The organism is Achromobacter sp. PD1 (assembly GCF_048541815.1).
Classification (GTDB): Bacteria; Pseudomonadota; Gammaproteobacteria; order Burkholderiales; family Burkholderiaceae_B; genus Achromobacter; species Achromobacter bronchisepticus_A.
The window spans coordinates 4,094,338-4,117,356 of sequence record NZ_CP183349.1; the positions used below are offsets into that span (position 1 = coordinate 4,094,338).

At 67.7% G+C, this 23,019-nt stretch carries 23 protein-coding genes; 16 read left to right on the plus strand and 7 right to left on the minus strand.

What is annotated here, in order from left to right; translation table 11 throughout:
* Positions 1 to 4: 4 nt before the first annotated feature.
* A complete protein-coding gene (locus tag ACM1PE_RS19385) occupies positions 5 to 1,189 on the minus strand; it encodes an efflux RND transporter periplasmic adaptor subunit (protein ID WP_059371860.1) in 1,185 nt (394 codons plus the stop codon).
* 15 nt (positions 1,190 to 1,204) lie between these two features.
* Complete coding sequence (locus ACM1PE_RS19390) at positions 1,205 to 2,467, minus strand: TolC family protein (protein WP_059371859.1); 1,263 nt, start codon at positions 2,465 to 2,467, stop codon at positions 1,205 to 1,207.
* A 227-nt stretch (positions 2,468 to 2,694) separates the two neighbouring features.
* Between ACM1PE_RS19390 and ACM1PE_RS19395 the strand changes: the two genes are divergently transcribed.
* The 4 genes from ACM1PE_RS19395 (at position 2,695) to ACM1PE_RS19410 (ending at position 5,659) form a co-directional block, all read left to right on the plus strand.
* Positions 2,695 to 3,036 (plus strand): DUF4148 domain-containing protein, encoded by a 342-nt coding sequence (locus tag ACM1PE_RS19395; RefSeq protein WP_419340707.1) that lies wholly within the window; start codon positions 2,695 to 2,697, stop codon positions 3,034 to 3,036.
* Between the two features lie 153 nt (positions 3,037 to 3,189).
* Entirely contained in the window at positions 3,190 to 3,879 is a 690-nt protein-coding gene (locus ACM1PE_RS19400; protein ID WP_054453490.1) for a heavy metal response regulator transcription factor, read from the plus strand.
* Positions 3,879 to 5,228 (plus strand): heavy metal sensor histidine kinase, encoded by a 1,350-nt coding sequence (locus ACM1PE_RS19405; protein ID WP_419340708.1) that lies wholly within the window; start codon positions 3,879 to 3,881, stop codon positions 5,226 to 5,228. The genes ACM1PE_RS19400 and ACM1PE_RS19405 overlap by 1 nt, the downstream gene beginning before the upstream one ends.
* A 71-nt stretch (positions 5,229 to 5,299) precedes the next feature.
* On the plus strand, positions 5,300 to 5,659 hold the full coding sequence (locus ACM1PE_RS19410) for a DUF4148 domain-containing protein (protein WP_419340709.1): 360 nt from the start codon (positions 5,300 to 5,302) through the stop codon (positions 5,657 to 5,659).
* A gap of 39 nt (positions 5,660 to 5,698) precedes the next feature.
* Here ACM1PE_RS19410 and ACM1PE_RS19415 read toward each other — a convergent pair whose 3' ends face one another.
* Complete coding sequence (locus ACM1PE_RS19415; RefSeq protein WP_054453494.1) at positions 5,699 to 6,670, minus strand: Bug family tripartite tricarboxylate transporter substrate binding protein; 972 nt, start codon at positions 6,668 to 6,670, stop codon at positions 5,699 to 5,701.
* A gap of 130 nt (positions 6,671 to 6,800) precedes the next feature.
* Here ACM1PE_RS19415 and ACM1PE_RS19420 point away from each other — a divergent pair, with 130 nt between their 5' ends.
* The 9 genes from ACM1PE_RS19420 to ACM1PE_RS19460 all read left to right on the plus strand — a co-directional run bounded on the left by ACM1PE_RS19420 (position 6,801) and on the right by ACM1PE_RS19460 (position 17,390).
* Complete coding sequence (locus tag ACM1PE_RS19420) at positions 6,801 to 7,745, plus strand: LysR family transcriptional regulator (protein WP_419340710.1); 945 nt, start codon at positions 6,801 to 6,803, stop codon at positions 7,743 to 7,745.
* Between the two features lie 124 nt (positions 7,746 to 7,869).
* Entirely contained in the window at positions 7,870 to 9,945 is a 2,076-nt protein-coding gene (locus ACM1PE_RS19425; RefSeq protein WP_419340711.1) for a hydantoinase/oxoprolinase family protein, read from the plus strand.
* A gap of 10 nt (positions 9,946 to 9,955) precedes the next feature.
* On the plus strand, positions 9,956 to 11,692 hold the full coding sequence (locus tag ACM1PE_RS19430) for a hydantoinase B/oxoprolinase family protein (protein WP_419340712.1): 1,737 nt from the start codon (positions 9,956 to 9,958) through the stop codon (positions 11,690 to 11,692).
* A complete protein-coding gene (locus ACM1PE_RS19435) occupies positions 11,689 to 13,374 on the plus strand; it encodes a thiamine pyrophosphate-dependent enzyme (RefSeq protein ID WP_419340713.1) in 1,686 nt (561 codons plus the stop codon). Before ACM1PE_RS19430 ends, ACM1PE_RS19435 begins: the two co-directional genes overlap by 4 nt.
* The gene (locus ACM1PE_RS19440; RefSeq protein ID WP_419340714.1) at positions 13,371 to 13,673 is read left to right on the plus strand and encodes a (2Fe-2S)-binding protein; all 303 of its coding nucleotides are present in this window, start codon (positions 13,371 to 13,373) and stop codon (positions 13,671 to 13,673) included. Before ACM1PE_RS19435 ends, ACM1PE_RS19440 begins: the two co-directional genes overlap by 4 nt.
* Positions 13,664 to 15,052 carry an FAD-dependent oxidoreductase gene (locus ACM1PE_RS19445; protein WP_419340715.1) on the plus strand — a complete coding sequence of 463 codons (1,389 nt, stop codon included), beginning with the start codon at positions 13,664 to 13,666 and terminating at the stop codon, positions 15,050 to 15,052. Before ACM1PE_RS19440 ends, ACM1PE_RS19445 begins: the two co-directional genes overlap by 10 nt.
* Positions 15,049 to 16,167 carry an NAD(P)/FAD-dependent oxidoreductase gene (locus ACM1PE_RS19450; protein ID WP_419340716.1) on the plus strand — a complete coding sequence of 373 codons (1,119 nt, stop codon included), beginning with the start codon at positions 15,049 to 15,051 and terminating at the stop codon, positions 16,165 to 16,167. The genes ACM1PE_RS19445 and ACM1PE_RS19450 overlap by 4 nt, the downstream gene beginning before the upstream one ends.
* Before the next feature lie 334 nt (positions 16,168 to 16,501).
* A complete protein-coding gene (locus ACM1PE_RS19455; protein WP_419340717.1) occupies positions 16,502 to 17,062 on the plus strand; it encodes a DUF4142 domain-containing protein in 561 nt (186 codons plus the stop codon).
* Between the two features lie 94 nt (positions 17,063 to 17,156).
* Positions 17,157 to 17,390, plus strand: coding sequence for a hypothetical protein (locus ACM1PE_RS19460; protein WP_059371848.1), 234 nt, complete (start codon positions 17,157 to 17,159; stop codon positions 17,388 to 17,390).
* A gap of 3 nt (positions 17,391 to 17,393) precedes the next feature.
* On the opposite strand, the gene ACM1PE_RS19465 is transcribed toward ACM1PE_RS19460, so the two are convergent.
* The 4 genes from ACM1PE_RS19465 to ACM1PE_RS19480 all read right to left on the minus strand — a co-directional run bounded on the left by ACM1PE_RS19465 (position 17,394) and on the right by ACM1PE_RS19480 (position 20,154).
* Complete coding sequence (locus tag ACM1PE_RS19465; RefSeq protein WP_059371847.1) at positions 17,394 to 17,600, minus strand: hypothetical protein; 207 nt, start codon at positions 17,598 to 17,600, stop codon at positions 17,394 to 17,396.
* A gap of 42 nt (positions 17,601 to 17,642) precedes the next feature.
* The gene (locus ACM1PE_RS19470; RefSeq protein WP_419340718.1) at positions 17,643 to 17,858 is read right to left on the minus strand and encodes a hypothetical protein; all 216 of its coding nucleotides are present in this window, start codon (positions 17,856 to 17,858) and stop codon (positions 17,643 to 17,645) included.
* 5 nt (positions 17,859 to 17,863) lie between these two features.
* The gene (locus ACM1PE_RS19475) at positions 17,864 to 19,675 is read right to left on the minus strand and encodes a hypothetical protein (protein ID WP_419340719.1); all 1,812 of its coding nucleotides are present in this window, start codon (positions 19,673 to 19,675) and stop codon (positions 17,864 to 17,866) included.
* Between the two features lie 80 nt (positions 19,676 to 19,755).
* The gene (locus ACM1PE_RS19480; RefSeq protein WP_059371844.1) at positions 19,756 to 20,154 is read right to left on the minus strand and encodes a PRC-barrel domain-containing protein; all 399 of its coding nucleotides are present in this window, start codon (positions 20,152 to 20,154) and stop codon (positions 19,756 to 19,758) included.
* A gap of 261 nt (positions 20,155 to 20,415) precedes the next feature.
* On the opposite strand from ACM1PE_RS19480, the gene ACM1PE_RS19485 reads away from it, so the two are divergent.
* The 3 genes from ACM1PE_RS19485 to ACM1PE_RS19495 all read left to right on the plus strand — a co-directional run bounded on the left by ACM1PE_RS19485 (position 20,416) and on the right by ACM1PE_RS19495 (position 22,999).
* Positions 20,416 to 20,766: a hypothetical protein gene (locus ACM1PE_RS19485; RefSeq protein WP_419340720.1), complete on the plus strand. Its 351-nt coding sequence runs from the start codon at positions 20,416 to 20,418 to the stop codon at positions 20,764 to 20,766.
* Between the two features lie 183 nt (positions 20,767 to 20,949).
* Positions 20,950 to 21,906 (plus strand): glycosyltransferase family 9 protein, encoded by a 957-nt coding sequence (locus ACM1PE_RS19490; protein ID WP_419340721.1) that lies wholly within the window; start codon positions 20,950 to 20,952, stop codon positions 21,904 to 21,906.
* A complete protein-coding gene (locus ACM1PE_RS19495; protein WP_280015166.1) occupies positions 21,881 to 22,999 on the plus strand; it encodes a glycosyltransferase family 4 protein in 1,119 nt (372 codons plus the stop codon). The genes ACM1PE_RS19490 and ACM1PE_RS19495 overlap by 26 nt, the downstream gene beginning before the upstream one ends.
* Positions 23,000 to 23,019 lie beyond the last annotated feature (20 nt).

The following is a 23,019-nucleotide window of genomic DNA, read 5'->3' on the forward strand; positions in this document are numbered from 1 at the left end:
CGCCTCAGTGCGCGTGCTCGGCGCCGGCCTTGCCCAGCTCCGACTTGAGGACGAAGGTGTTCTCGACCGCATAACGCGTGCCGGGGTCAAGCCCCGACAGCACCTCGACCCGGTCGTTCGAAGCCTTGCCCAGCTTCACCGGCTGCACCACAAAGCCGCCAGGCACCTCCACGAACACGGCAGGCTCGTTGTCGATGGTCTGGACCGCGTCGGATGCCACCGTCACCGCGGCGTCCGACATCCGCGTGACCACGTCGACGGAAACGAAAAGCCCTGGACGCCAGGCCATGTCCGGATTCTCCAACGTGACGCGCGCGGTGGCCGTACGCGTCTGCTGCCCCAGCAGCGAGCCGATGTATGACACCGTGCCCTCGGCCTTGCCGGCGAAGGCGGCGGAGCTCACGCTGGCCGCTTCGCCTACGCGTACATCCTGCAAGTCCTTGGGCGCGATCACGAATTCGGCCCAGACGGTGCGCAGGTCCGACAAGGTGAAGATGCTGGCGTTGTCGGGCAAGGCCTCGCCCAGCGCGATGTGCTTCTCCACCACCACGCCGTCAAAGGGCGCGCGGATCTCCAGGCTGCCCAGGTCCTTGGAGCGCGGCTCGGCGCCCACGGTGCGCAGCTTCTGCTCCGCGTTCTGCACGGCGATTTCCGCCTCCTGCAGCGCGGTGCGCGCCGCCTGGTAGTCCTGTTCGGCGGACACCTTTTCCTGCCACAGGCGCAGTTCGCGCCTGTGGGTCTGGGCGGCCAGGTCGCGCCGCTTGGCCGCCGCCAGCCATTCGCTGCGCAACTCGGACAGCGCGGAGCTGGACAGGACGGCGAGCAGCTCGCCCTTCTTGACCTGCTGGCCCAGGTCCGCCGATACGCTTTGCACCACGCCGGCCATGCGCGGCACCACGTGCGCGGTCCGGTCCGCATTGAACTTGATTTCGCCGGGAAACTGCACCGATGTCGCCAGCGCGGCAGGCGCGGCAACCTCGGACTTGATGCCGGCCACCGCGACCTGCTCGGGCGTGAGCGCGATTTTTTCCTGTTCCTGCGGCGCCTCCGCGCCTTGTTCCGTCTCGGCATGACCATGGTCGGCCTCGCCCGCCGCCTGCGCCGGATACAGGGGCGCCAACAGCAGCGCCGCGCACAGGCCGGCCGCGGTCCACATCTTGGGGGGTTGCTTGTTCTTGTGCTTTGCCATTTTCTTATGCTCGTTTCAACGTCCGAGAATGCGGTCGATATCCGCGGAAGCCTGGTACACGGATGCCAGCACCGCCAGGTAGGCGATGTTTCCGTCGGAGAGGGTGCGCTGCGCGTCCAGCACTTCCAGGAAGCCGAACTTCCCGGCTTCGAAACCCTTGCGCGCGGCGTCATAGGCTTGGGTGGCGCCAGGCAGCACCGCAGTCCGGTACTCGCGCGCCGAACCCACCGCCAGATCGAAGCGGGTCACTGCCTGCAGCAGCTCTCCCATCAAACCGGACTCCAGCTCGCGGTACTGGTCCTGCGCCTTGTAGGCCTGCATGGTGGCGGCGTAGACATTGCCCTGATTGCGGTCGAAGATCGGCAGCGGAATGGACACGCCGAGCTGGGCCTTGTCGCGGCCCGCTTCGTTGTCGCGGGCCACGCCGGCGCTCAACGTAATGTCGGGGTAACGCTTGCTCTTCTCGACCTCCAGCTGCGCCTGACCCAAGTCCACGGCAAGCTTGCCGCCCTGCATCCTGGGCGATGCAGACAGGCCCGCGCGCAGCTCGTCTATCGAGGCTCTTTCCGGCAACGTGTTCAGGTCTGCCCCCACGCTGGCGAAATCCGGCTCCGCCACGCCCCAGAGCAAGCCGAGCTTGCGACGCGCGCCCAGCAGCGCAGCCTCGGCCGCGCGCGCCTCGATGCGCGCATTGGCCAGGGCGACCTGGGCCTTGCTGCCCTCCAGCGGCGGCGCCTTGCCGGCGGCCACGCGCCTCTCCGCCAGCCGCAAGGCGCCGCTGGCGATATCCACGGTGCCGCGCGTCACGCGCACGGACTCCTGCGCCACCGCCACATCGAAATAGGCCGCGATGACTGCCGCCCGCAGGCCGGCCCGCGTGTCCGCCACGCCCTGGCGTGCCATGTCCCTGGACAGCCCCGCCGCCTTGACCCGCGCGGCGCGCTTGCCGCCGGTTTCCAGCGGGACGTTCAACATGGCGGTAGTGGTGCGCGTGGCCGATTGCGTGTCGTCCACGCTCACGTCGATGGAAGGGTTGGGCAGCACGCCCGCCTGCTTGAGCAGGCCCTCGCTCGCCGCGGCCTCATTCTTCGCCGCGGAAAATCCGGGATTGCGCTCGAGCGCCGCGGCCAGGGCGCGCTCCAGCGTCAGCACGCCGCCATTCTGGCTCTGCTGCGCCGGCGCAGGCATTCGGGCCGCGGCCGCGTCCTGGGCGGACGCAGAAGCAGACGCGGCAATCATCAGGGCCGCCAGGGTCAGCGGCAGGACGGATACATGCATGGTTCAACCAAGAAAAGGGCGAGCCGGCAATGTATCCAGGCGGGTTCGTCAATCGAGCGACAGAAAAATGACATTTCCGTAAGGTTCGCGGCCTTACGAAAACGTAATCAGGGCGTCGGCGAATTGACGGGCATGGGTCCGTAGAGTGTCACCGTCGCTACACAAACAGCGTGTATGCGCCTGACGCAACACCGCGACCGGCGCCGCGCTCAACCTGGGAGATATCCATGAAGATCAAAATCGTTTCCGCTGTCCTCGCCCTGGGTTCCGCCCTGGCCCTTCCCTTTGCCGCCAGCGCATCCAGCACCTGGCACCAGACCAACACCGAGATCGGCTACGCCATCGCGCCGGATCACGCCGCCAGCGGCAAGACGCGCGACGAAGTAAAGACCGAACTGGCCGTGGCCAAGTCCGACCCTAAGCAGTGGTTCCTGACCAATCTGAACGCCGCCAAGCCGGGCTGGGCCAAGCAAGGCACCTCCCGCACCCGCGCCGATGCCATGGCGGAGCTGGAAGCCATGACGCCGGCCGAACGCGCCCGCCTGGACGAGATCTATACCCCGGGCTGAGCGCCGGGCCCGTGGCGCACGCGCTCCGCGTGCCCGCCAGCGCTGCGCAGGGCGGCTGGGCCGCCCTGTTTGCGTTTATTCCCGCAGAACGATTCCGCCTAGAATAGACGCAGCATCCGAGGACTTCCGCGCACTCTTTTTATTTCCGCTGACATGAAAGTACTCGTAATCGAAGACGAAAAAAAACTCGCCGAGTACTTGCGGCGAGCGCTGACCGAACACAACTACGTGGTCGATGTGGCCCAGGACGGCGTCACCGGACTGCATCTGGTGCGTGAAAGCCAGTACGACCTGGTCCTGCTGGACGTGATGCTGCCCGCCATGGACGGCTTTTCGGTGCTGGCCGAGATCCGCAAGACCAGCCGCGTCCCGGTCCTGATGCTGACCGCGCGCGATAAGCTCGAAGACCGGGTCAAGGGCCTGCGCGACGGCGCCGACGACTACCTGGCCAAGCCTTTCGCCCTGTCGGAACTGCTGGCTCGCGTGCTGGCGCTGGGCCGACGCAGCGGCCACGGCCAGACCGAGACCATTGCCCAGAACGTGCTGCGCATCGACGGGCTGGAACTGGACCTGCTGCGCCGGCGCGCCAGCCGCGACGGGGTGCGGCTGGACCTGACCGCCAAGGAATTCACCCTGCTGGCCCTGCTGATGCGCAAGCAGGGCGAAGTCCTGTCGCGACTGGAACTGGCCGAACAGGTGTGGGACATCAACTTCAACAGCAACACCAACGTGGTTGAAGTCGCGATCCGCCGCCTGCGCGGAAAGGTCGACGAACCCTTCGACAAGAAACTGCTGCACACCGTGCGCGGCATGGGCTACGTGCTCGAACCGCGGAGCGACTGATGCCCGGGCAGCGCCCCAAATCGCTGCACCGCTGGCTGTCGCGCTGGCTGGCGATCCAGACCTTCATTGCGCTCGGCCTGGTATGCGTGGCGGTCTATTACGCGACCAACCTCAACCTGGCCAGCCGCCAGGAAGCGCTGCTGCAGCAGAAGGTCGAAGTCGTACGGCACCTGGTCGAGGAAAACGCCGCCAGCCAGGACTCCACCCGCCTGCGCCACAAGCTCAGCGACTTCTTCTATGGCCGCCCCGACTTCTCGCTGGTGCTGGAGATCGACGGCGAAAAAGTCTATTACGGCAGCCCCATCGCCGGCGACAACGACTTCACGCATGAGCGGCGCATCGCCTTCACGCTGCCCTTCCCCGGCGGGCCCGGCGACGCCATGAACGCCGAGCTGGTGCTGGACATCTCCAGCGATATCCTCCTGCGCAAGGCGCTGGCCTGGACCCTGTTCGCCTGCGCCCTGGCCGGCGCCATCGTCGTTGCGGCGGTCGGAACCCTGCTGGTGCGCAGAGGGCTGGCGCCACTGGATGCGCTGGGCAAGCAGGCCGCGCAACTGTCTCCTGACCGCATCGGCGAACGGCTGGACGAAAGCGGCCAACCCTGCGAGATCCGGCCCCTGGTGCGCCAGTTCAACGCGGTGCTGCAGCGGCTGGAGCGCGCCTACGTGCAGATGGAGGGATTCAACGCCGACGTGGCCCACGAGATGCGCACGCCGCTGGCAACGCTGATCGGCGAGACCGAGCTGGCGCTGAGCACGCGCCCGTCGCCGCAGGCCTTGCGCGAAACATTGGGTTCCAACCTGGAAGAACTGCAGCGCCTGTCCAGCATCGTCAACGACATGCTGTTCCTGTCGCAGGCCGACCGCGGCGCGCAGGCGCGAGGCAGCTGGCAAGCCAGCCTGGCCGCCATCGTCCAGGAGGTGACGCAGTACCACGAGGCCGAGGCCCTGGACGCGGGGGTCGATATCGCGGTGGTAGGCGATGCGTCGGCGCAGGTCGATCGCACCCTGTTTCAGCGCGCCGTGTCGAACCTGGTCTCGAACGCCGTACGCTATGCCGCTCCGGACAGCGTGATCGAGGTCGAGATCACGCCCGGCAGCGCTAGCGAAATCCTGATCTCGGTGCGCAACGCGGGCGAACCGATACCGGAAGAACATCTGCCGCGGCTTTTCTACCGCTTCTACCGCAGCGACAGCGCGCGCGAGTTCGATGCCAACCATCATGGCCTGGGATTGGCGATCGTCGCCGCGATCGCGCGCATGCACGGCGGCCGCAGCTACGCCAGGTCGGCCAACCGGACCACCACCATAGGCTTCAGCATCGCGGCGGCCGACATTACAGAAACCTAATCCGCCTGCCCGGATTCTGTCGACGCCCCTTGCCTAGAATTTCTCCACGCCCCTCGAAGCATGGAGAGAATATGAACCGTCTGACCCTGTTGATCCTCGCCGTTTCCTTCGCGGCCCCGGCCGTCCAGGCCGAGCCGATGACCCGTGAACAGGTCAGGCTCGAGTTGGCGCAGGCAAAGAACGCCGGCCTCGTCACCTATGGCGACCTGGACTACCCGCCGTCCCCGCCCGCCGCCGCGTCCAAGACCCGCGCGCAAGTGCGCGCCGATCTGGCGCTGTGGAAGCGCTCGGGCATGGCAGATCTCTACCGCGGGTCGCAGAAACCCGATGTCTTCAGCCTCAAGTACCGCCAGCGCCACGCCGAATATGTGAGGATGCGCACGGGCGCGGAATACCGGCAGCAGCTGGAGATCGAGAACGGCAGGCAATAGGCCCTGCGAACGCGCGGCGCAATGCCGCGCGTCCGGAGGTCACATCGGCTTGAGATCGACCTCTTTGGCGATCTTGCCGAAGGTTTCCAAATCGCTCTTTACGCGCGCCGTGGTTTCAGCCGGCGTCGACACGCGCGGGATCATCGCCAGGTCCAGCAGGCGTTGCTTCATTTCCGGCTTGGCGAACTCGCGCGCCAGGGCCTGCTGGATCTTGTCGACAATCTCGTCCGGCGTGCCCTTGGGCGCGGCCAGGCCGAACCAGGCGACCGCGGAGAACCCAGGCAAGCCGGCTTCTGGCGCGGTGGGCACATCGGGCAAGGCCGCCACGCGTTCCGGATTGGTGACGAACAAGGGCCGCACCTTGCCGGCCTTGATGAAGGGCGTTTGTACACCCGTGTTGTCCAGCACGGCATCGATATGGCCGCCCAGCAAATCGTTCATGGCCGGGCTGCTGCCCTTGTAGGGCACGATGTTGACCTGCATGCCGGCGGCACGCGCGAACATGAGCTGGGTCAGGTGCTGCTGGGTGCCCAGGCCGGCATTGCCGAAGGTGATCTTGTTCGGGTTCTTGCGGCCGTAGTCGATGAATTCCTTGAGATTCTTGGCGGGGAATTCATTGTTCGTGACCACCACGAAAGGCAGGTCGACCAGCACCGTGATCTGCTTGAAGTCTTCCAGCGGCTTGTAGCGCAGCTTGTAGACGTAGGGATTGACGGCCATGGTGCCGCTGGCGGTCAGCGCCAGCGTGTAGCCGTCCGGCTCGGCGCGCGAGACGAACTCGGTACCCAGCACGCCGCCCGCGCCCGGCTTGGCCTCGACGATGGCGGGCTTGCCCAGCTCGGTCTGCAGGGCTTGCGCGGCGAAGCGCGCCAGCATGTCGGCCGACCCGCCCGTTGCGTAGGGCAGGACGATCGTGATCGGCTTGCTGGGATAGGCGTCCGCGGCCATCGCGGGCGCGGCGATCCCGGCCGCCAGACAGGCAGCGGCCAGAGTTTTCAGATGCTTGACCATCAATGATTTCCCCTCGTGGTGTATCGACTGCGCTTGCACCGGGGGAAGATTAAGCGGTCCCGCGTTATATGGCTAATCAACAATTAAAATAGATCTCTATCACCAATGTTGATAATCACCTGAGACTGCGATGCTGACCTCGATGGACTTGAACCTGCTACGCATCTTTGATGCGGTCATGACCGAACGCAACGTCACGCGTGCGGCCTCTGCGCTGCACATGACGCAGCCCGCAGTCAGCAATGCCATCAACCGGCTGCGCCTGACTTTGAAGGACCCGCTGTTCCTGAAGATACAGGGCGGCGTGCTGCCCACGCAGCGCGCCGAACTCCTGTGGCCCCCGATCCGCGACGCGCTGGCCCGCATCGCCGACACACTGGAACGCAACGATTTCGATCCGGCGCGTTCCGAGGCCGTGTTCCGCATGGCCATGTCCGACTACGTGGCGGATCAGGTCATCCGGCCGCTGTTCGTGGAGCAGCAGACGGTGGCGCCCAATGTCCGCATCCATCTGCATCCCTACTCGCTGGACAACGCCGGCGTGTTGCTGGAAAAAGGCGAAGTCGATATGGCCGCGGGCGTGTATTCGAACTTCGGCTCGTCCCTGCGCACCCTGCCGCTGGAAACGCTGACCTACGTCTGCGCCATGCGCAAAGGGCATCCGCTGCTGGCGCTGCCGCGCTTCACGCTGGACAGCTTCCTGCGCGCGCGGCACCTGATGGTCAGCCTGCTGGGCACGCCGACCCTGATCGACCATGAACTCGCGCCCCATGGCTACAAGCGCAATGTGGTGCTCACCATCAACCAGTTCGCGCTGGCGCCGCGCTTGCTGGCCGAAACCGACCTGATCTGCGTGGTGCCCCTGAACACCGTGCGCAACAGTCCCTACAGCCATCTACTGGAAGCCGTCGAGGCGCCCTTTCCCTTCGCGCAGCGAACCGTCAACCTGATCTGGCACGAACGCTCGGACAATATTCCGGCGCATCGCTGGCTGCGCGAGGAAATCCTGAAGGTTTGCCAGGCGCAGGGGATGGTGTTCGACCAGGCGCAGCCGGCGGAGTCCCATCCGTACTGATAAATTATTCACGCCAGTGATAATCACTGATACCAATCTTTGATTGGACCGAATGATGGTGCATCAATAGCATTCTGGTCATCCCACTCCCGGCGCCTTGTGCGCCAGCATCCTGGAGACCAGCGTGACCCAGACCGCATCCGCCCCGGGCGCCCGCCGTTTTCGCGTCGGCTTCGACGTAGGCGGCACGTTCACCGATTTCACCCTGCTTGCCGAGCACTCCGGTGAACTGCACTATTTCAAGGTGCCCTCCACGCCGCACGATCCGGCCGAGGCCATCCAGACGGGCCTGGCCCATCTGATCCGCGAACACGAGATCGCCGGCTCCGAACTCGCGCACGTGGGCCACGGCACCACGGTGGCCACCAACATGGTCATCGAGCGCAGGGGTTCGCGCTGCGCTCTGGTCACCACGCGCGGCTTTCGCGACGTGCTGGAGATCGGCCGGCAGACACGCCCCCATCTCTACGACTACAACGTCACCAAGCCGCAGCCGCTGGCGCCGCGCGAGTGGCGCTTCGAAGTGACTGAACGCGTCGGCGCGGATGGTTCGGTGCTGCAGGCGCTGGACGAAGACGAGGTGGTGGCAGTGGCGCGCGAGCTGGCCGCAGCCCGCGTCGAATCGGTCGCCATCTGCTTCATGCACAGCTACCGCAACGATGCGCACGAACGCCGCACCCGCGACATCCTGGCCGAGCACCTGCCGGGCGTCTACCTGAGCGTTTCCAGCGAAATTCTGCCGGAGTTCCGCGAGTACGAGCGCATGTCCACCACTGCGCTCAACGCCTATGTCGGCCCGCGCATGGCCGGCTACATGCGCAGCCTGGTCAGTTCGGTACGCGCCATGGGCGTGGCAGCCGAGCCGACCACGGTGCATTCCAACGGCGGCCTGATGTCCGTGGAATCGGTGCTGACGGCGCCGGTGCGCACCTGCGTGTCGGGCCCGGCCGCTGGCGTGATCGGCGCCACCGAACTCGGCCGCGTGGCGGGCCTGCCCAACCTGATCACCTTCGACGTGGGCGGCACCAGCACCGACGTGTCGCTGGTGGCCGAGCTGCGGCCGCTGTTCACCTCCAGCCGCCTGGTGGCCGACTATCCGGTCAAGACCCAGATGGTGGACGTGCACGTCATCGGCGCGGGCGGAGGCAGCATCGCGCGCATCGACGACGCGGGCGCGCTGAAGGTCGGCCCGCAGAGCGCGGGCGCGGTCCCTGGTCCCATCGCCTACAACCGCGGCGGCCAGGTCGTGACCATCACCGACGCCCACGTCGTGCTGGGCCGACTGAACCCGGTCGCGCTGTTGGAAGGCCGCATGGCCGTGCATGCGCGCCAGGCGCGCGAGGCGCTGGAGGCGCAGATCGCCCGCCCGCTGGGACTGAGCGTGGAGGAAGCCGCCTACGGCATTCTGCGCATCGCCAACTCCAACATGGCGCGCGCGGTGCGCGCGGTCTCCACCGAACGGGGTCACGACATCCGCAAGTTTGCCCTCTGCGCCTTTGGCGGTGCCGGCGGCCTGCATGCCGCCGAACTGGCGCGCGATTGCGGCATCGGCACCCTGCTGATCCCGCAAGAACCCGGCACCATGTGCGCGCGCGGCATCCTGCTGTCCGACATTTCCATGGACTTCGTGCAGACGCTGATGGCGCACGCCACCGCGAACGGCTGGACCGCCGTGCGGCAGGCGCTGGAAGCCCTGGCCGGCAAGGCGCGCGCCTGGCTGTCCAGCGAAGGCGTGGGCGACTCGGAGCAGCGCCTGTCCGCCGTGATCGACGCACGCTACCAGGGCCAGAACTTCGAGATCGCCGTGCCGCTGGACGGCATGCAACTGATGCCGCTGGATGCGTTCGTGGCGGCATTCAGCGCGGCGCACGTGCGCGAGTATGGCTATGACGCCGCCGGCCGTCCGGTGGAGATCGTCAATTGCCGCGTGCGCGCCACCGGCCTGGTGCCGCGCGCGCCCCTGGCCCGCGTGCAAGGCGGCGAAAGCGTGGCCGGCGCCTTGAAGGAACGCCGCAACGTGTACTTCGAAGGGGAGGGCTGGATGGACACGCCCATCCTGCGCCGAGCCCTGCTGCCGGTGGGCGTGCCCCTGGACGGGCCGGCCGTGATCGAGGAAATGAGCTCGACCACCGTCGTGCTGCCGGGCCAGCAGGCGCGCGCCGACGAATACGGCAACCTCGTCGTCAACCTCAACAGCTAAGGCGTACGCCATGACCAATCGATCGACTTCCGCCGCCGGCACGGACACCTTCGACCCCATCGAAATGGAGGTCTTCAGCAACCGCCTGCTGTCCATCACCGAGGAAATGGGCAATACGCTGATCCGCTCGTCCTTTTCCACCAACATCAAGGAACGCAAGGACTGCTCCGTGGCGCTATTCGACGCCGCCGGCCGCCTGGTGGCGCAGGCGGCCCACGTGCCGGTGCATCTGGGATCGCTGTCCGGCGGCATAGACGCCGTGCTGCGGCGCTACGGCGCGGCCGGCGTGCGCCCGGGCGATGCGTTCCTGTGCAACGACGCCTATCTGGCGGGCGGTACGCATGCGCCCGACATCACCGTCATTACCCCCATCTTCCACGAGGGCGTGCTGCGCTTCTTCGCGGCCAACATCGGCCACCACACCGACGTCGGCGGCGCCGTTCCCGGCTCGACCTCGCACCACCTGAAGACGGTGTGGGAGGAAGGCATCCGCCTGCCGGCCATGCGCATCGTGCGCGAGGGCGAGCTGGACATGGACCTGCTGGAGATGATCGCGCACAACACGCGCGAACCAGACAACCGGATGCACGATATCCGCGCCCAGATCGCCACCAACGACAAGGGCGCCAGGCTGATGCTGGAACTGGTGCAGCAGTCCGGTCTGGAGATCCTGCTGTCCGCCATCGACAGCATCATGCTGTATACCGAGAGACGCCTGCGCAACCGCATCGCGCAACTGCCGGCTGGCACCTATACCTTCACCGAGCGCATGGACGACGACGGCATGGGCGGCGATCCCGTCACCATCCAGGCCAACGTCGAGGCGCGCGACGGCCAGCTCCATGTCGATTTCACCGGAACCAGCAGGCAGGCGCGCGGCGCCTTCAACCTGCCCGCCAGCGCCCTGAACGCCAGCGTCTACTTCGCGGTGAAGGCCATGCTCGATCCCGAGCTCATGCCCAACAACGGCCTGTTCCAGCCCATCACCATCACCGCCCCCGAGGGCACCATTACCAACCCGCGCTTTCCGGCGGCGGTGGGCGCGCGCGTCACCACCGCGCAGCGCGTGGCCGGCACGGTGATCGGCGCACTGGGCCAGCTGTTGCCGCCAGACCGCGCCATGGCCTCGTGCAACGACGTCATGCCTTCCATGCTGTTCTCCGTGCCCATGCAGGACGGCAAGGGCACCTTCGTCTACCTGGAAACACTGGGCGGCGGCGCGGGCGGACGCGCGCAGGGCGACGGCATGGACGGCATCCAGGTACACGTGACCAATACCTCCAACCTGCCCGCCGAGGCGCTGGAGATCGAGTACCCGCTGCTGGTCGAGGAGTACGCGCTGGTCAACGACAGCGGCGGCGCGGGCCGCCATCGCGGCGGCATGGGCATCGCGCGCCAGATCCGTTCGCTGCATGACCAGCTGGTCTGCACCATCCGCTGCGACGCCGCGCTGTTCGGCGCGGCCGGCCTGAACGGCGGCCTGACGGGAGGCACCTCGCGCGTGATCCAGAACCCCGGCCGCGCCGACGAGCAGCGCCTGCCCAACAAGATCGCCGGCCACGGCTTGGCCAGCGGCCAGTCCGTGCGCCTGGAAACGCCCGGCGGCGGCGGCTACGGCGCGCCCGCTGACCGTAGCGCGGCCGCCATCCGCAACGACGTGCTGGGCGGCAAGGTCAGCCGGACCGCGGCCGAACGCGACTATGGCGCGGAACGCGTGGCGCTGGCGCTGCGAGGAGACGCGACATGAGCGCGCCGGCCCCGGCCTCCCGCAGCGGCGGCGAACTGCTGGTCGCGCAGCTGCAGGCCTATGGCGTGGAGCGCGTGTTCATGGTGCCGGGCGAGAGCTTCCTGCCTTGCATCGACGCGCTCTATGCCCGGCACGACGCGATCGAAGCGGTGGTCTGCCGCCAGGAAGGCGGCGCCGCCTACATGGCCGAAGCGCATGGCAAGCTGACCGGCCAGCCGGGCATCTGCTTCGTCTCGCGCGGCCCGGGTGCCACCAATGCGGCGATCGGCGTGCATACGGCAAGGGAAGACTCCACGCCCATGATCCTGTTCATCGGCCAGGTCGGCGGCGACACCGCCGACCGCCAGTGCTTCCAGGAGGTGGACTACCGCGCCATGTACGCGCCGCTGGCGAAATGGGTCGCGCAGATCGAGCGGGCCGACCGCATTCCCGAATACCTGGCGCGCGCCTGGGCGATCGCCACGGGCGGACGCCCAGGACCGGTGGTCCTCTCCCTGCCAGAAGACATGTTGTCCGGCGTCGCCGACGTGGCCCTGGCCGCCGCGCCACAGCCGCCCTGCGCCCGTCCGGCCGACGCCGACATGCTGCGCCTGCGTGAATTGCTGGAAGCGGCAGAGCGGCCCTTGCTGCTGCTGGGCGGCTCGCGCTGGCCGCAAGCCTCGCGCGAGGCCATGCGCGACTTCGCCCTGCGCTTCGACCTGCCAGTAGCCACCGCCTGGCGCCGCCTGGAGCTGTTCGACAACGACCATCCCAATTTCGTCGGCCAGGTCAGCGCCAGCATGCCCGCGCACCAGAAGCGCGCCGTCATGGACAGCGACCTCGTCATCGCGCTGGGCACCCGCCTGTGCGAGCCGACAACCATCAACTATGAGTGGCTGGCTTCGCCCACGCCGCGCCAGACGTTGATCCATATCCACCCGGACGCCAACGAGATCGGGCGGCTGTGCACGCCGGCGCTGGGCATGGTCGCCAGTGTGGATGGTTTCGCCCGGGCCGCCGCGGGACTGGAGCCGACGCCGGGCTGGCAGCCGCGCCGCCGCGGCGCTGTAGCGGCCGCCGCGGCGCCTGCGCTGCCGCCCACGCCCGGCCCGCTGGACCTGAACGCGGCGGCGCGCCACGTCGCGGCCACGCTGCCGCGGCATTCCTGCGTCACAGTGGGCGCGGGCAATTACGCGCTCTACGCGCACCGGCACATCGCCTTCAAAGGGCCGGGCAGCCAGCTTGCACCCGCCGTCGGCGCGATGGGCTACGGCCTGCCTGCGGCCATCGCGGCCAAGCTGCGCGACCGCAACGCAGCCGTGGTCTGCTTCGCCGGCGACGGCTGTTTCCAGATGACCATGCAGGAGCTGGCCACCGCGGCCCAGTATCGGTTGGGCATTGTGGTGCTGGTCTTCAACAACGGCCTGTTCGGTACCATCCGCCTGCATCAGGAACGCGCCTATCCCGGACGCGCCCTGGCGACGGAACTGGTCAACCCCGATTTCGCGCGGCTGGCGCAAAGTTATGGCGGCTACGGCGCCGCGGTCGAGCGCACGGAGGATTTCGCGCCGGCCTATGACGCCGCGCTGGCATATGCCCGGGAGCATCGCATGCCGGCCATCGTGGAGCTGCGCTACGACGCAGACATCATCCTGCCAGACCGCACTCTGTCCCAGCTGCGCCGCGCGGAGACCGCCGCATGAAACCGCTGCTGCGCCGCGTCTCGCTACCTGCCTCGGCGCCGTTGCGCCTGACCTGGAACGGCTTGGCGCTGCAAGCCCATGAGGGCGACACCGTGCTGACGGCGTTGCTGCTTGCCGCGCAGCAATTGCGCGTCACCTTGGGCGAAGGCGCGCCGCGCACCGGCTTCTGCCTGATGGGCGCCTGCCAGGATTGCTGGGTGCAGACGGCGGACGGAGCACGCCTGCGCGCCTGCTCCACCGCGGTCGCAGACGGCATGGAACTGGTCAGCGCCCAGCCCGGAGAACTCGCATGCAAGTGAACCCTCCCGGCGCCGATGGCGCGCCGCGCATGGTGGTGGTGGGCGCCGGTCCTGCGGGCGTGCGCGCCGCGCAGACGCTGCTGCGCCACGGCGTGCGCCCGGTGATCGTGGACGAAGCCGCCTTGCCTGGCGGCCAGATCTATCGCCAAGGCGCGGCCCCTCGCGGCTCCGCGCGCCAGCGCTATGGCTTCGAATGGAAACGCGCGCAAGCCATCCACACGGCGGGCGCGGACCTTGCCGCGCGCGCCGACTACCGCGCCGCCACCGCGGTGTGGAATGCCGCCCCGGGCAGCCTGGACCTGGTCCGCCACGGCGAACTGGAAACCCTGCCCTACTCACGGCTGCTGCTTGCCACCGGCGCCACCGACCGCGTCCTGCCCTTCCCGGGCTGGACACTGCCCGGCGTCTATACGCTGGGCGGCGCGCAGATCGCGCTGAAGAGCCAGGGCTGCACGTTTGGGCCGCGCATCGTGTTCGCCGGCACCGGCCCCCTGCTCTACCTGGTCGCCTACCAATATGCGCGCGCCGGCGCCCAGGTGCAGGCGGTGCTGGACTGCGCGCCGCCAGGCAGCCAGGTCCGCGCCGCGCCGGCACTGCTGAGCCAGCCCGGCATGCTGGCCAAGGGCATGTACTACCTGGGCTGGCTGCGCGCCCGCGGCGTGCCGGTGCATCACGGCGCAAGGCTGGATGCGGCCGAGGGCGCAGGCCGCGTCGAGCGCACGCTCGCGACCCTGGGCGGCAAGCAGCGCGCCATTGCTTGCGACGCGCTGGCAATCGGCCACGGACTGCGCGCGGAAACGCAGCTTGCCGACCTGCTGGACTGCGCCTTTGAATTCGACACGGCCCAGCGCGCCTGGCTGCCGCGCCGCGATCCCGAAGGCCGCAGCTCGGAGGCCGGCGTCTACTTGGCCGGCGACGGCGCAGGCATAGGCGGCGCCATCCTGGCCGAGCTTGCGGGCGAACGCGCCGCGCTGGCCATGCTGGCAGACAGCGGCATCGACGTCAGCGCCGCCAGGGTGCAGTGGCTGGCCCGCCGTCAGGCGCGCTGGGCGCAATTCCGGCGCGGCCTGGATCGGGCCTTTCCCCTGCCCGGCGCGGATGGCGCCTGCGACGATTCCGTCATGGTCTGCCGCTGCGAGGAAGTGCGCGCCGGCACGTTGCGCGCCGCAGCCGCGCAATACGCCATCGACGACCTCAACCGCTTGAAGGCGCTAACGCGCATCGGCATGGGCCTGTGCCAGGGACGCATGTGCCAGGCAGGCGCGGCCGAACTGCTGGCCGACTGCCGTGGACTGGCCCTGGCGGACATAGGCCGGCTACGCGGCCAGGCGCCCGTCAAGCCCCTGAATCTGTCCATGCTCGGCAAGGTGGAGCCATGAACCCGCTGCACACGGAAGTCGCCATCATCGGCGCCGGCCTGGTGGGCGCCAGCGCCGCCCTGGCGCTGCGCCGCATGGGCATCGCCACCGCGCTAATCGACAGCGGCGCAAGCGGCGCACGCGCCAGCGGCGTCAACTTCGGCGGCGTGCGCAGGCAGGGACGTTCGATCGAACAGCTGTATCTGGCGCAGCGCGCGCACGGCATCTGGTCCCGCCTGCCGGAACTCATCAGCACCGATGCGGAGTACGTACGCAGCGGCCACCTGAAGCTGGCGCGCTCCGAGGCCGACCTGGACAAGCTTTGTGCCTACCGCGACAAGGTCGGCGACTTCGACCTGGGCCTGGAGATCATCGACGCCGCCGAGCTGCGCCGCCGCTTTCCCGCGCTGGGTCCGGGCATTGCCGGTGGCTCGCTATGTCCGGAAGACGGCCAGGCCAATCCGCGCCTGGTCGCGCCCGCCTTCGCCCATGCCGCCGCGCGCGCCGGCGCCAGCTTGCTCGAACATTGCGCCATCACGCAGGCGGACACCCAGGGTAGCGGCTTCCTTCTGACTGCCGCCGACGGCCGGCGCGTACACGCCGACACCGTCATCAATGCGGCTGGCGCCTGGGGCGCGGCGGTAGCCCGTTGGTTCGGCGACGACCTGCCCCTGCAGGTCAAGTATCCGACCATGCTGGTCACCGAGCCGCTCACACCCCAGATCGGCGTGTCGTTGGGCGTGGAAGGCGGCGGCTTCTACGCCCGCCAGGTCGCGCGCGGCAATGTGGTCATGGGCGGCGGCTACGGCAGCGCGCTGCCGGGAGACCGCAGCCGGCCGGGTCGCGCCGCGCTCGCCGAACTCGGCCGTACCGCTCCATCCCTCTTGCCCGCGCTGGCCTGCGCCAGCGTGATCCGCTGCTGGTCCGGCATCGAAGGCTATTTCAGCGACAAGAACCCGGTCATCGGCTTCAGCCCCAGGGTGCCGCGGCTGTTGCATGCCTTCGGCTTCTCGGGCGGGGGCTTTCAGATCGCGCCCGCGGTGGGCGAAGTCATCGCCGAAATGGCAATGGGGTACGGCAGTTTGATGATGGCGGAGAAGTTCTCGGCCAGCCGCTGGGAGGCAGCGCAGGCGTGATCGCCACCGCCGCGCAGGCGGGAGGCGTTGCTGAAGACGCCCGACTGCGGTCCAACACCATACAGGCTGAAACCTGCCTGGGCGTGATCCAGCACAGCAGCTTTGCCGACAACTACGGGCGTCACCGACGCGGTCGACGATGAGATTCCTGCCGGCACGCAGTGCTATGCCTGGGTCTTCAAGACTGGCCAGGCCGACGCCACGCCGGCGACCTACGCCGAACTGACGGGCAAGCCCAAGCCCTTTGAAGCCGCCGACGGGCGGGAACAGCGATTGCTGCTGGATGCTGGCTTCCCACTCAAATGGCGCCCGGCGCCCCTATCTGGAGGTTTCCATGAAAATCCGCTATCTGACCGCCACGGTCCTCGCCTCGCTGACATGGGCTGCGGCCCCTGCAGCGCAGGCGCAGACGGCGCCCGCCGCGCGCCCCTCGGCCGCGGAAGCGAAATTGGACAGCGCCGACCGCGACTTCCTGGAGAACGCAGCCCAGGCCGGCAATCTCGAAGTCGCCGGCAGCAAGCTCGCCCTGGAGAAAGCCCGCGACCCCGACGTGAAGGCATTTGCCCAGAAAATGATCGATGACCACGGCAAGGCCGGCCAACAGCTGGTCACGCTCGCGCAAGGCAAGGGCTACCAGGCGCCGACCGAGCCATCGCTGGTCCAGCAGGCCAAACTGAAGGCGCTGGGCTTGCGCGACGACAGCTTCGACAAGGCCTATGTGGACGAGATCGGCGTATCCGCGCACCAGGACGCGGTGAAGCTCTTCGAGAAAGCCTCGAACGATGTGAAGGATCCCGACGTCAAGCAATTCGCAATCGAGACCCTGCCGGTGCTACAGCAACACCTGGAAATGGCGACAAGCATGCAGCAACGCATGGACGCCGCCAAGAAGTAGGAGCCATTCCCCGGGTTTTCGATACCCGCGAAGGAACAGATGCGCATACCTGCGGGCACATCTGCAACCAGTACGCTTGCTGCGGAACATGCATATGGATCGCGAGGAACTATTGGCACAAATGATCGCCACGCCAGCGGTCGACCGGGACTTCCATGAATGGCCGGAAGTATTGGCCAACTATGCCGAATGCCTGATCGCGCTGCAGCCCATGCTGCGGCCGGAGGAACTGGAAAGGCTGATACGGGTCGGCGCGGATTTTTACCGCACGCTGGCGCGCGCCGAACAGTATCGGCACACGTCAGTCTGGGACGACCCGCAGCCGTAACGCTCAACCATAGGCGCCGTATGAGCGCCTGTGGTACGCCTGCCTGACGTAGCGCTGGAGTTCCGCCTCAACTGAAGAGACGGCGGCGGCAGGTTCCGCCTGCGGGTCCAGCAAGCGCCGCGCAGCTTCGAGCGTGCGCCGCGCCCTCTGTTCACCTTCACTCAAGATCTCGGCGGGTGCCGCCGTCGTATCGCGGTCGAACTTGTCCATGACGCTGCTCCTGAAGGCGGACGGAATGCCGCCACATCGCCATCAGCAAACCACGTGCCCGCATGCGTGCGGCACGGCAATTGCTGCGTTGCGGCTTTCCTCTGAATCGGCGCCCCACTGTCCTGCAGCGTAAGCAACGCCCAGCATCTTGAGTTCGTGCTGCCGACGCTTCAGCTGGTCCTGCGGCTCGACCGGGCAGTCGAGGTCGGCCTCGATCATGCCCTGGCCGCGCCCGCCCGGCAGGACGGCGACGAGCAAGGCGGCTAGCTGACGTCCGTTGAGACCAACGCGCGGACCAGCAGCGCAGCAAGGCGGGAGAGTCCTGCCTCCACCGGCCCCGCGATGTGTACGCGCAAGCACGGCCGGCCCCGCGAGGCCAACTCCTCCATGTCGCCCAAGGCCTGCGCGCGCTGCATGGCGGCGAAGCCCAGGGCGTGGCCGGGCGCTTGCAGCTCCTCCCCGGCGTCCGCGGTAATGAACAGGAATCGTCCGCCCGCGGGGCCGCCTTTGTGCAACTGGCCTATGGAATGCAGGTAGCGCGGACCGAACCCGACCATGGTTGCAACCCCGGTCGCCTGGCGCAGCCGGCAGCGCATCGCGGCGAGGCGCGCCTCGTGGACCGGATTCCGTGCGACATAGGCCAGCAGCGACACGTAGTCGCCCTGGTCCATTCCCGCAAAGTACGACGCCAGCAGTTCGATCGCGGTCGCCCCCTGGGCCTCGCCATGGAAGGCCAGCGCGCCTTCGACTAGCCGGGGCATAGGATCGGCTCCCCCGATGCCGGCTTCGTGACGCGCCGCCAGGGCCTGCGTGCGCGCCTTGCTGGCTTCGACGTCCGGTTGATCGAACGGGTTGACGCGCAGCACGGCGGCGGCCACGGCGGTGGCCATTTCCCAACGAAAGAACTCCTGGCCCAGCGACTGGGCTGACGGCAGCTCGCAACGCACCACCGGGAATCCCACAGCCGCCAGCCGCCGCATACGCGTGTCCAGGTCCGCGCCAGGCGTATCGCTGTGCGCAAGATGGACGAACATGCGGTCGCGGCCATAATCGCATGCATCCCCGGCCGGCTCGTGGGCTACGGGAATGATGCCCCGCCCATTCTTGCCGGTGGATTCGGCCAGCAGTTGCTCGAGCCAACACGCCACGTACTCCAGCCCGGGCGCGGCCAGGATGGTGAGCTTGTTGCGGCCGTCCAATGCGGCCTCGCCCAGCAGCGCTCCCAGAAGCAACCCCGGATTGACGCGCACTTGGGCCTGCGCCGCGCATGCCCGCACCATGGGGCGGGCGCTGCGCAGGAATGCCGCGGGATCGTGCCCCAGCAGCGCCAGCGCGACCAGTCCGAAGGGCGACAGCACGGAGTAGCGCCCGCCCACGGACGGCTCGCCCTCGAAGACGGCGGCATAACCGTCCGCCCGTGCGCGGTCCAGCATCGGAGACCCAGGATCGGTAATGGCGACAAAGCGCTGCCCCGCTTCCTGCCGTCCAAGCCGCCGCGCCACCTGTTCATGGAAGTAGGCAGCGAGCATGCGCGATTCCAGGGTCGATCCGGACTTGCTGCAGACGATGAACAGGCAACGCGTGAGATCCACCGTGGACTGCACCGCGCGCACCTGGGCTACGTCGGTCGAGTCCAGCACGTGCAGGCGCAAGCCTCCACTGGCCACGCCCAGCGTGCGGGCCAGTGCTTCGGCGCCGAGGCTGGCGCCTCCCATGCCCAGCAACACCGCATCCGAGAACCCGGCCACGCACAACCTGCGGCAGATTGCCGTCATGCGGCCGAGCGCCCGGGGCGTCACGCCCGGCTGCAGCCAGCCCAGCCAGCGATCCTCATCGGTCCCCGTCCACAGCGTGGCGTCGCGTTGCCACAGACGCGCCATCCAGTTTTCGCTTTCCGCCTGGTCGATACGATGCCGGACCCGCGCTGCCAACTCGGCCGGCGCCTGGAAGCTGAATCCGTTGAGCCCCGCCGCCTCGCGGCGCAGGGCAATGGGAGTCCGCCGGCCTGCGTGTTTTCCCGAAAACTTGACCGAGCGTAGCGCCAGGCCGGCATCGTGGCTAAGAGGGGTGTGCATAGGAAAAGCCGGCCGACCGGCATGGAAAGAACGGGATGACTGAAAAAGGGCGGCTCGGGGCCGCCCTTCAAAGCTGCGCGTTACCAGTACGGATCCTGGTTGTAGTACTTGTGCACGCTGAGCGCCCAGCTTTCGTCCGCCATCCTGGGCCAGTCGTCCTTGTCGAACCCCGGCGCGTTCTTCAACACCTCCTTGTCCACGTTCAGGATGAAGCACTTGCGGTCCGTGTCCAGGGTCAATGCCGCCCAGGGAATGGCAAAGAGCTTGTCGCCCATCCCCAGGATGCCGCCGCGCGACAGCACCGCATACGCGACTCGTCCGCGCGGCACGTCGATCATGATGTCCTTGATGGATCCCAGCCCTTCTCCCGCGGCGTTGACGACATCGTTGCCCTCCAGGGTGTCCGCGGCCATGACTTCAGGGCCCGGGCCCGTCGCCGAACTTTTGGGTCCGCCAACAATATTGGTTTGATGCTCCATGCGTTTCTCCTGTGCGGGGCCTATCCCCACGTTGAACTCCGGCAACGGCGGCGTCTCGTGCGCCGATCCGGACTGCCCCATCCAGCAAGCGTCGTGCCCACCGCCCCCTGAACATCTGGCGCGAAGCCAACTGCAGCGCTTGCGCGCAGATATTCCACCGATCGGCATTTTTTTCCGGCTCTTGTGACGCTCTCCCCGGCGGCTCAGCCCGGGCATGGCGCTTGCGGATCGCATCCCGCTATCTCACATAGGAGCGTACTCATGAAATTCCGAGCCTTCACCTACGCACTGGCCTTGTCCGCCGGACTGGCTTCGGCCGGTGCGCTGGCGCAGTCCGCCATGCCCACCTCGCCGTCCAACACGCCGAACGACGGCACCGCCGTGCCCCCCAACCAGCCCGTGCCGCCCGGACAGAAGCCGCCCGCGCCGAATGCGACGCCGAACACGCCGACCACCCCGCCCAATCTGAACAAGGGCGACCACGCCCGGTCCGACATGCACAAGACCGACAAGCAGAGCCGCCACCGCGAGGCCAATGACAACGTGCCCGGCACCAAGGGCGGCGGCGCTACGCCGCCTCCGGGCTATCCGAACTCCGGCGGCTCCAAGTAGCCGCGCAACGACGACGTGAACCAAAACCGCAGAAGGATGTAGTTGTTTAGTTGTGTTAACCACGTCCGGCAGCTTCTTCACATTCCTTAAAAAACCTCGGAAAGATTCATTCGACAGGATCGATACATTGCGCGGCAGCAGTCTGCGGACTCCAAGAAAACTGCCGTGCAAACGAGGTTGCCCATGTCGGAAGTCGTCGTATATGTCAGAAGCCAGCCCCAGCTGGGCGACCAGATCGTCGCCCTGCCGGCGCTCTATCAACTGAAAACCTGGTGGGCCTCGAGGCGGATCCGGGTGGTCGCCCGCGACGACCTCGCCGGCTTCTACCGGGGCGTGCCCTGGGTCGACGAGTTTGTCCGGGCCGCCACGTTCGGCGACTATCTGCGCACGCTCAAGAAGCACACCCCCGTTTGCGTCAGCCTGCACCACAGCAGCGAACGCTTCGGCCTGATCAACCTGCTGCGCCGGCCCGCCTTGCGGTTCGGCTTTCACAACGCGCGAATGAGCGACCTGGCCTGGACGCACTCCCATCGCAAGAGCCTTGCCGAGTACATCGGCTTGGCGAATCTCCGGCTGCTGGCGTCGTACCGGCAGTTCGACGCCGAGACCGCGGCGCGCCGTTGCTTCCAGACGCTAGCCCACCCGCATCGGCACGAGGGACCAGGGGCCGACGTGGTCCTGATCCCTGGCGGCGGCTCCGGCGCGTTCAAACGCTGGAGCCTGCTGAACTATCTGCGCCTGGCCGAAAGGCTAAAGCTGCTGCTGGGCCAGGACACCCGCTTCCTGTTCGTGCTGGGAGAACAGGAGGTCATCGAACGCGACCAGCTCGAAGCCATGCGGCGTCCTGAGTTTTCCATCGCCTACTGCCGCTCGGTGCCGGAGCTCAGCGCCCTCATGCTGCGTGCGCGCCTGATCGTGGCCAACGATTGCGGCCCGTCGCATATCGCTCAGGGCGCCTGCGTGCCCTACGTGGGCGTCTTCAACGAGTCCAACCCGGAATGGTTCTGGGACCGCCCCTACTCCGCCGCGGTCGTGCCCCGCCATCCCCGCGACGGCATCAATTCCGTCACGCCCGACGACGTGCTGGGCGCCTGCCGCAAAGTCCTGGAGCATCATGCGCATCCTGCATACGCTGGCTGAGCGCAGCCTGGGCGGGCTGGAATTCCGCGTCCTCGAGCAATCGGCATGGCTGCAACGCCATGGCTACGAAGTGGCGATCGCCGCTCCGGCGGACAGCGAAATCGGGCGCGAGGCGCGGCAGCGCGGCCTGCGCGCGGTGGACATGGACTTCGACGCCGCCTACTCGCCGGCCACGGTCCTGAAGCTGCGGCGCGCGGTCAAGACGCTGCGCATCGACCTGATCGACAGCCACAGTCGCGCGGACGGCAAGACCGCTGCGCTGTGCCGCGACCTGTGCGCCGTCGTCAGGACGCGCCACTTCGCCAAGCCCATGCCCTCCTCTCCACGGCGGCGGCTGGAATGGAAAATCGGCTGCGACCACGTCATCGCGACCAGCCTGCTGGGCAAGCAGGAAATCGTCGCGGCGCGCCTGGCCCGCGCGCAGCGGATCAGCGTGGTGGGAGAATGGGCCGCCGACGAATTCTTCCAATCCGCCGACACGCCGCAGTCACGCCTGCGCACCCGGCAGGCCTTGGGCATCCGAGCCCCCGACAACGCCTGGGTCATCGCCACCATAGGCATGCTGCGTCCCGAGAAAGGCCAGGCCGACCTGTTGCGCGTGGTGCAGCGGCTGCGCGGCCTGGGCCTGCCCGCCATCGCGCTGGTGGTCGGCATGCCCACGGCCAGCACCAAGCCCTATGCCTATGCGCTGCACCAATTGACCGTCGACCTGGGCATCTCCGAGCATGTGGTGTTCGCTGGTCATCGCAACAATGTTGCGGAGATGATCCGCGCCGCCGACGTGGTGCTGGTGCCTTCGGCCACCGAAGCCTGGTCACGCGTCGTGCCCGAGTCGTTTGCCGCGCGCCGCCCGGTGGTCGCCAGCGATGTCGGCGGATTGCCGGAAATCGTCACGCCGGGCCAGACCGGTTGGCTGGCCGCGCCGGGCGACGTCGCAGGCTACACAGACCGCATCATGCAGATCCGCGGCGATCCCGCGCAAACCGCAGCCGTGATCGACAACGCCCGGACCTACGCCGACGCCAATTTCCGGCTCGCGGGCAAGATGTTCAGCACCTTGGAAGCGTACAAGCGGGCGTTGCGTCCCGCTTGACGCAGGAGCGCCGCGGCGGA

Coding starts and splice junctions, on each gene's coding strand:
- ACM1PE_RS19385 (WP_059371860.1), bottom strand. CDS start 1,189: ATGGCAAAGCACAAGAACAAGCAACCCCCCAAGATGTGGACCGCGGCC.
- ACM1PE_RS19390 (WP_059371859.1), bottom strand. CDS start 2,467: ATGCATGTATCCGTCCTGCCGCTGACCCTGGCGGCCCTGATGATTGCC.
- ACM1PE_RS19395 (WP_419340707.1), top strand. CDS start 2,695: ATGAAGATCAAAATCGTTTCCGCTGTCCTCGCCCTGGGTTCCGCCCTG.
- ACM1PE_RS19400 (WP_054453490.1), top strand. CDS start 3,190: ATGAAAGTACTCGTAATCGAAGACGAAAAAAAACTCGCCGAGTACTTG.
- ACM1PE_RS19405 (WP_419340708.1), top strand. CDS start 3,879: ATGCCCGGGCAGCGCCCCAAATCGCTGCACCGCTGGCTGTCGCGCTGG.
- ACM1PE_RS19410 (WP_419340709.1), top strand. CDS start 5,300: ATGAACCGTCTGACCCTGTTGATCCTCGCCGTTTCCTTCGCGGCCCCG.
- ACM1PE_RS19415 (WP_054453494.1), bottom strand. CDS start 6,670: ATGGTCAAGCATCTGAAAACTCTGGCCGCTGCCTGTCTGGCGGCCGGG.
- ACM1PE_RS19420 (WP_419340710.1), top strand. CDS start 6,801: ATGCTGACCTCGATGGACTTGAACCTGCTACGCATCTTTGATGCGGTC.
- ACM1PE_RS19430 (WP_419340712.1), top strand. CDS start 9,956: ATGACCAATCGATCGACTTCCGCCGCCGGCACGGACACCTTCGACCCC.
- ACM1PE_RS19435 (WP_419340713.1), top strand. CDS start 11,689: ATGAGCGCGCCGGCCCCGGCCTCCCGCAGCGGCGGCGAACTGCTGGTC.
- ACM1PE_RS19440 (WP_419340714.1), top strand. CDS start 13,371: ATGAAACCGCTGCTGCGCCGCGTCTCGCTACCTGCCTCGGCGCCGTTG.
- ACM1PE_RS19445 (WP_419340715.1), top strand. CDS start 13,664: ATGCAAGTGAACCCTCCCGGCGCCGATGGCGCGCCGCGCATGGTGGTG.
- ACM1PE_RS19450 (WP_419340716.1), top strand. CDS start 15,049: ATGAACCCGCTGCACACGGAAGTCGCCATCATCGGCGCCGGCCTGGTG.
- ACM1PE_RS19455 (WP_419340717.1), top strand. CDS start 16,502: ATGAAAATCCGCTATCTGACCGCCACGGTCCTCGCCTCGCTGACATGG.
- ACM1PE_RS19460 (WP_059371848.1), top strand. CDS start 17,157: ATGGATCGCGAGGAACTATTGGCACAAATGATCGCCACGCCAGCGGTC.
- ACM1PE_RS19465 (WP_059371847.1), bottom strand. CDS start 17,600: ATGGACAAGTTCGACCGCGATACGACGGCGGCACCCGCCGAGATCTTG.
- ACM1PE_RS19475 (WP_419340719.1), bottom strand. CDS start 19,675: ATGCACACCCCTCTTAGCCACGATGCCGGCCTGGCGCTACGCTCGGTC.
- ACM1PE_RS19480 (WP_059371844.1), bottom strand. CDS start 20,154: ATGGAGCATCAAACCAATATTGTTGGCGGACCCAAAAGTTCGGCGACG.
- ACM1PE_RS19485 (WP_419340720.1), top strand. CDS start 20,416: ATGAAATTCCGAGCCTTCACCTACGCACTGGCCTTGTCCGCCGGACTG.
- ACM1PE_RS19490 (WP_419340721.1), top strand. CDS start 20,950: ATGTCGGAAGTCGTCGTATATGTCAGAAGCCAGCCCCAGCTGGGCGAC.
- ACM1PE_RS19495 (WP_280015166.1), top strand. CDS start 21,881: ATGCGCATCCTGCATACGCTGGCTGAGCGCAGCCTGGGCGGGCTGGAA.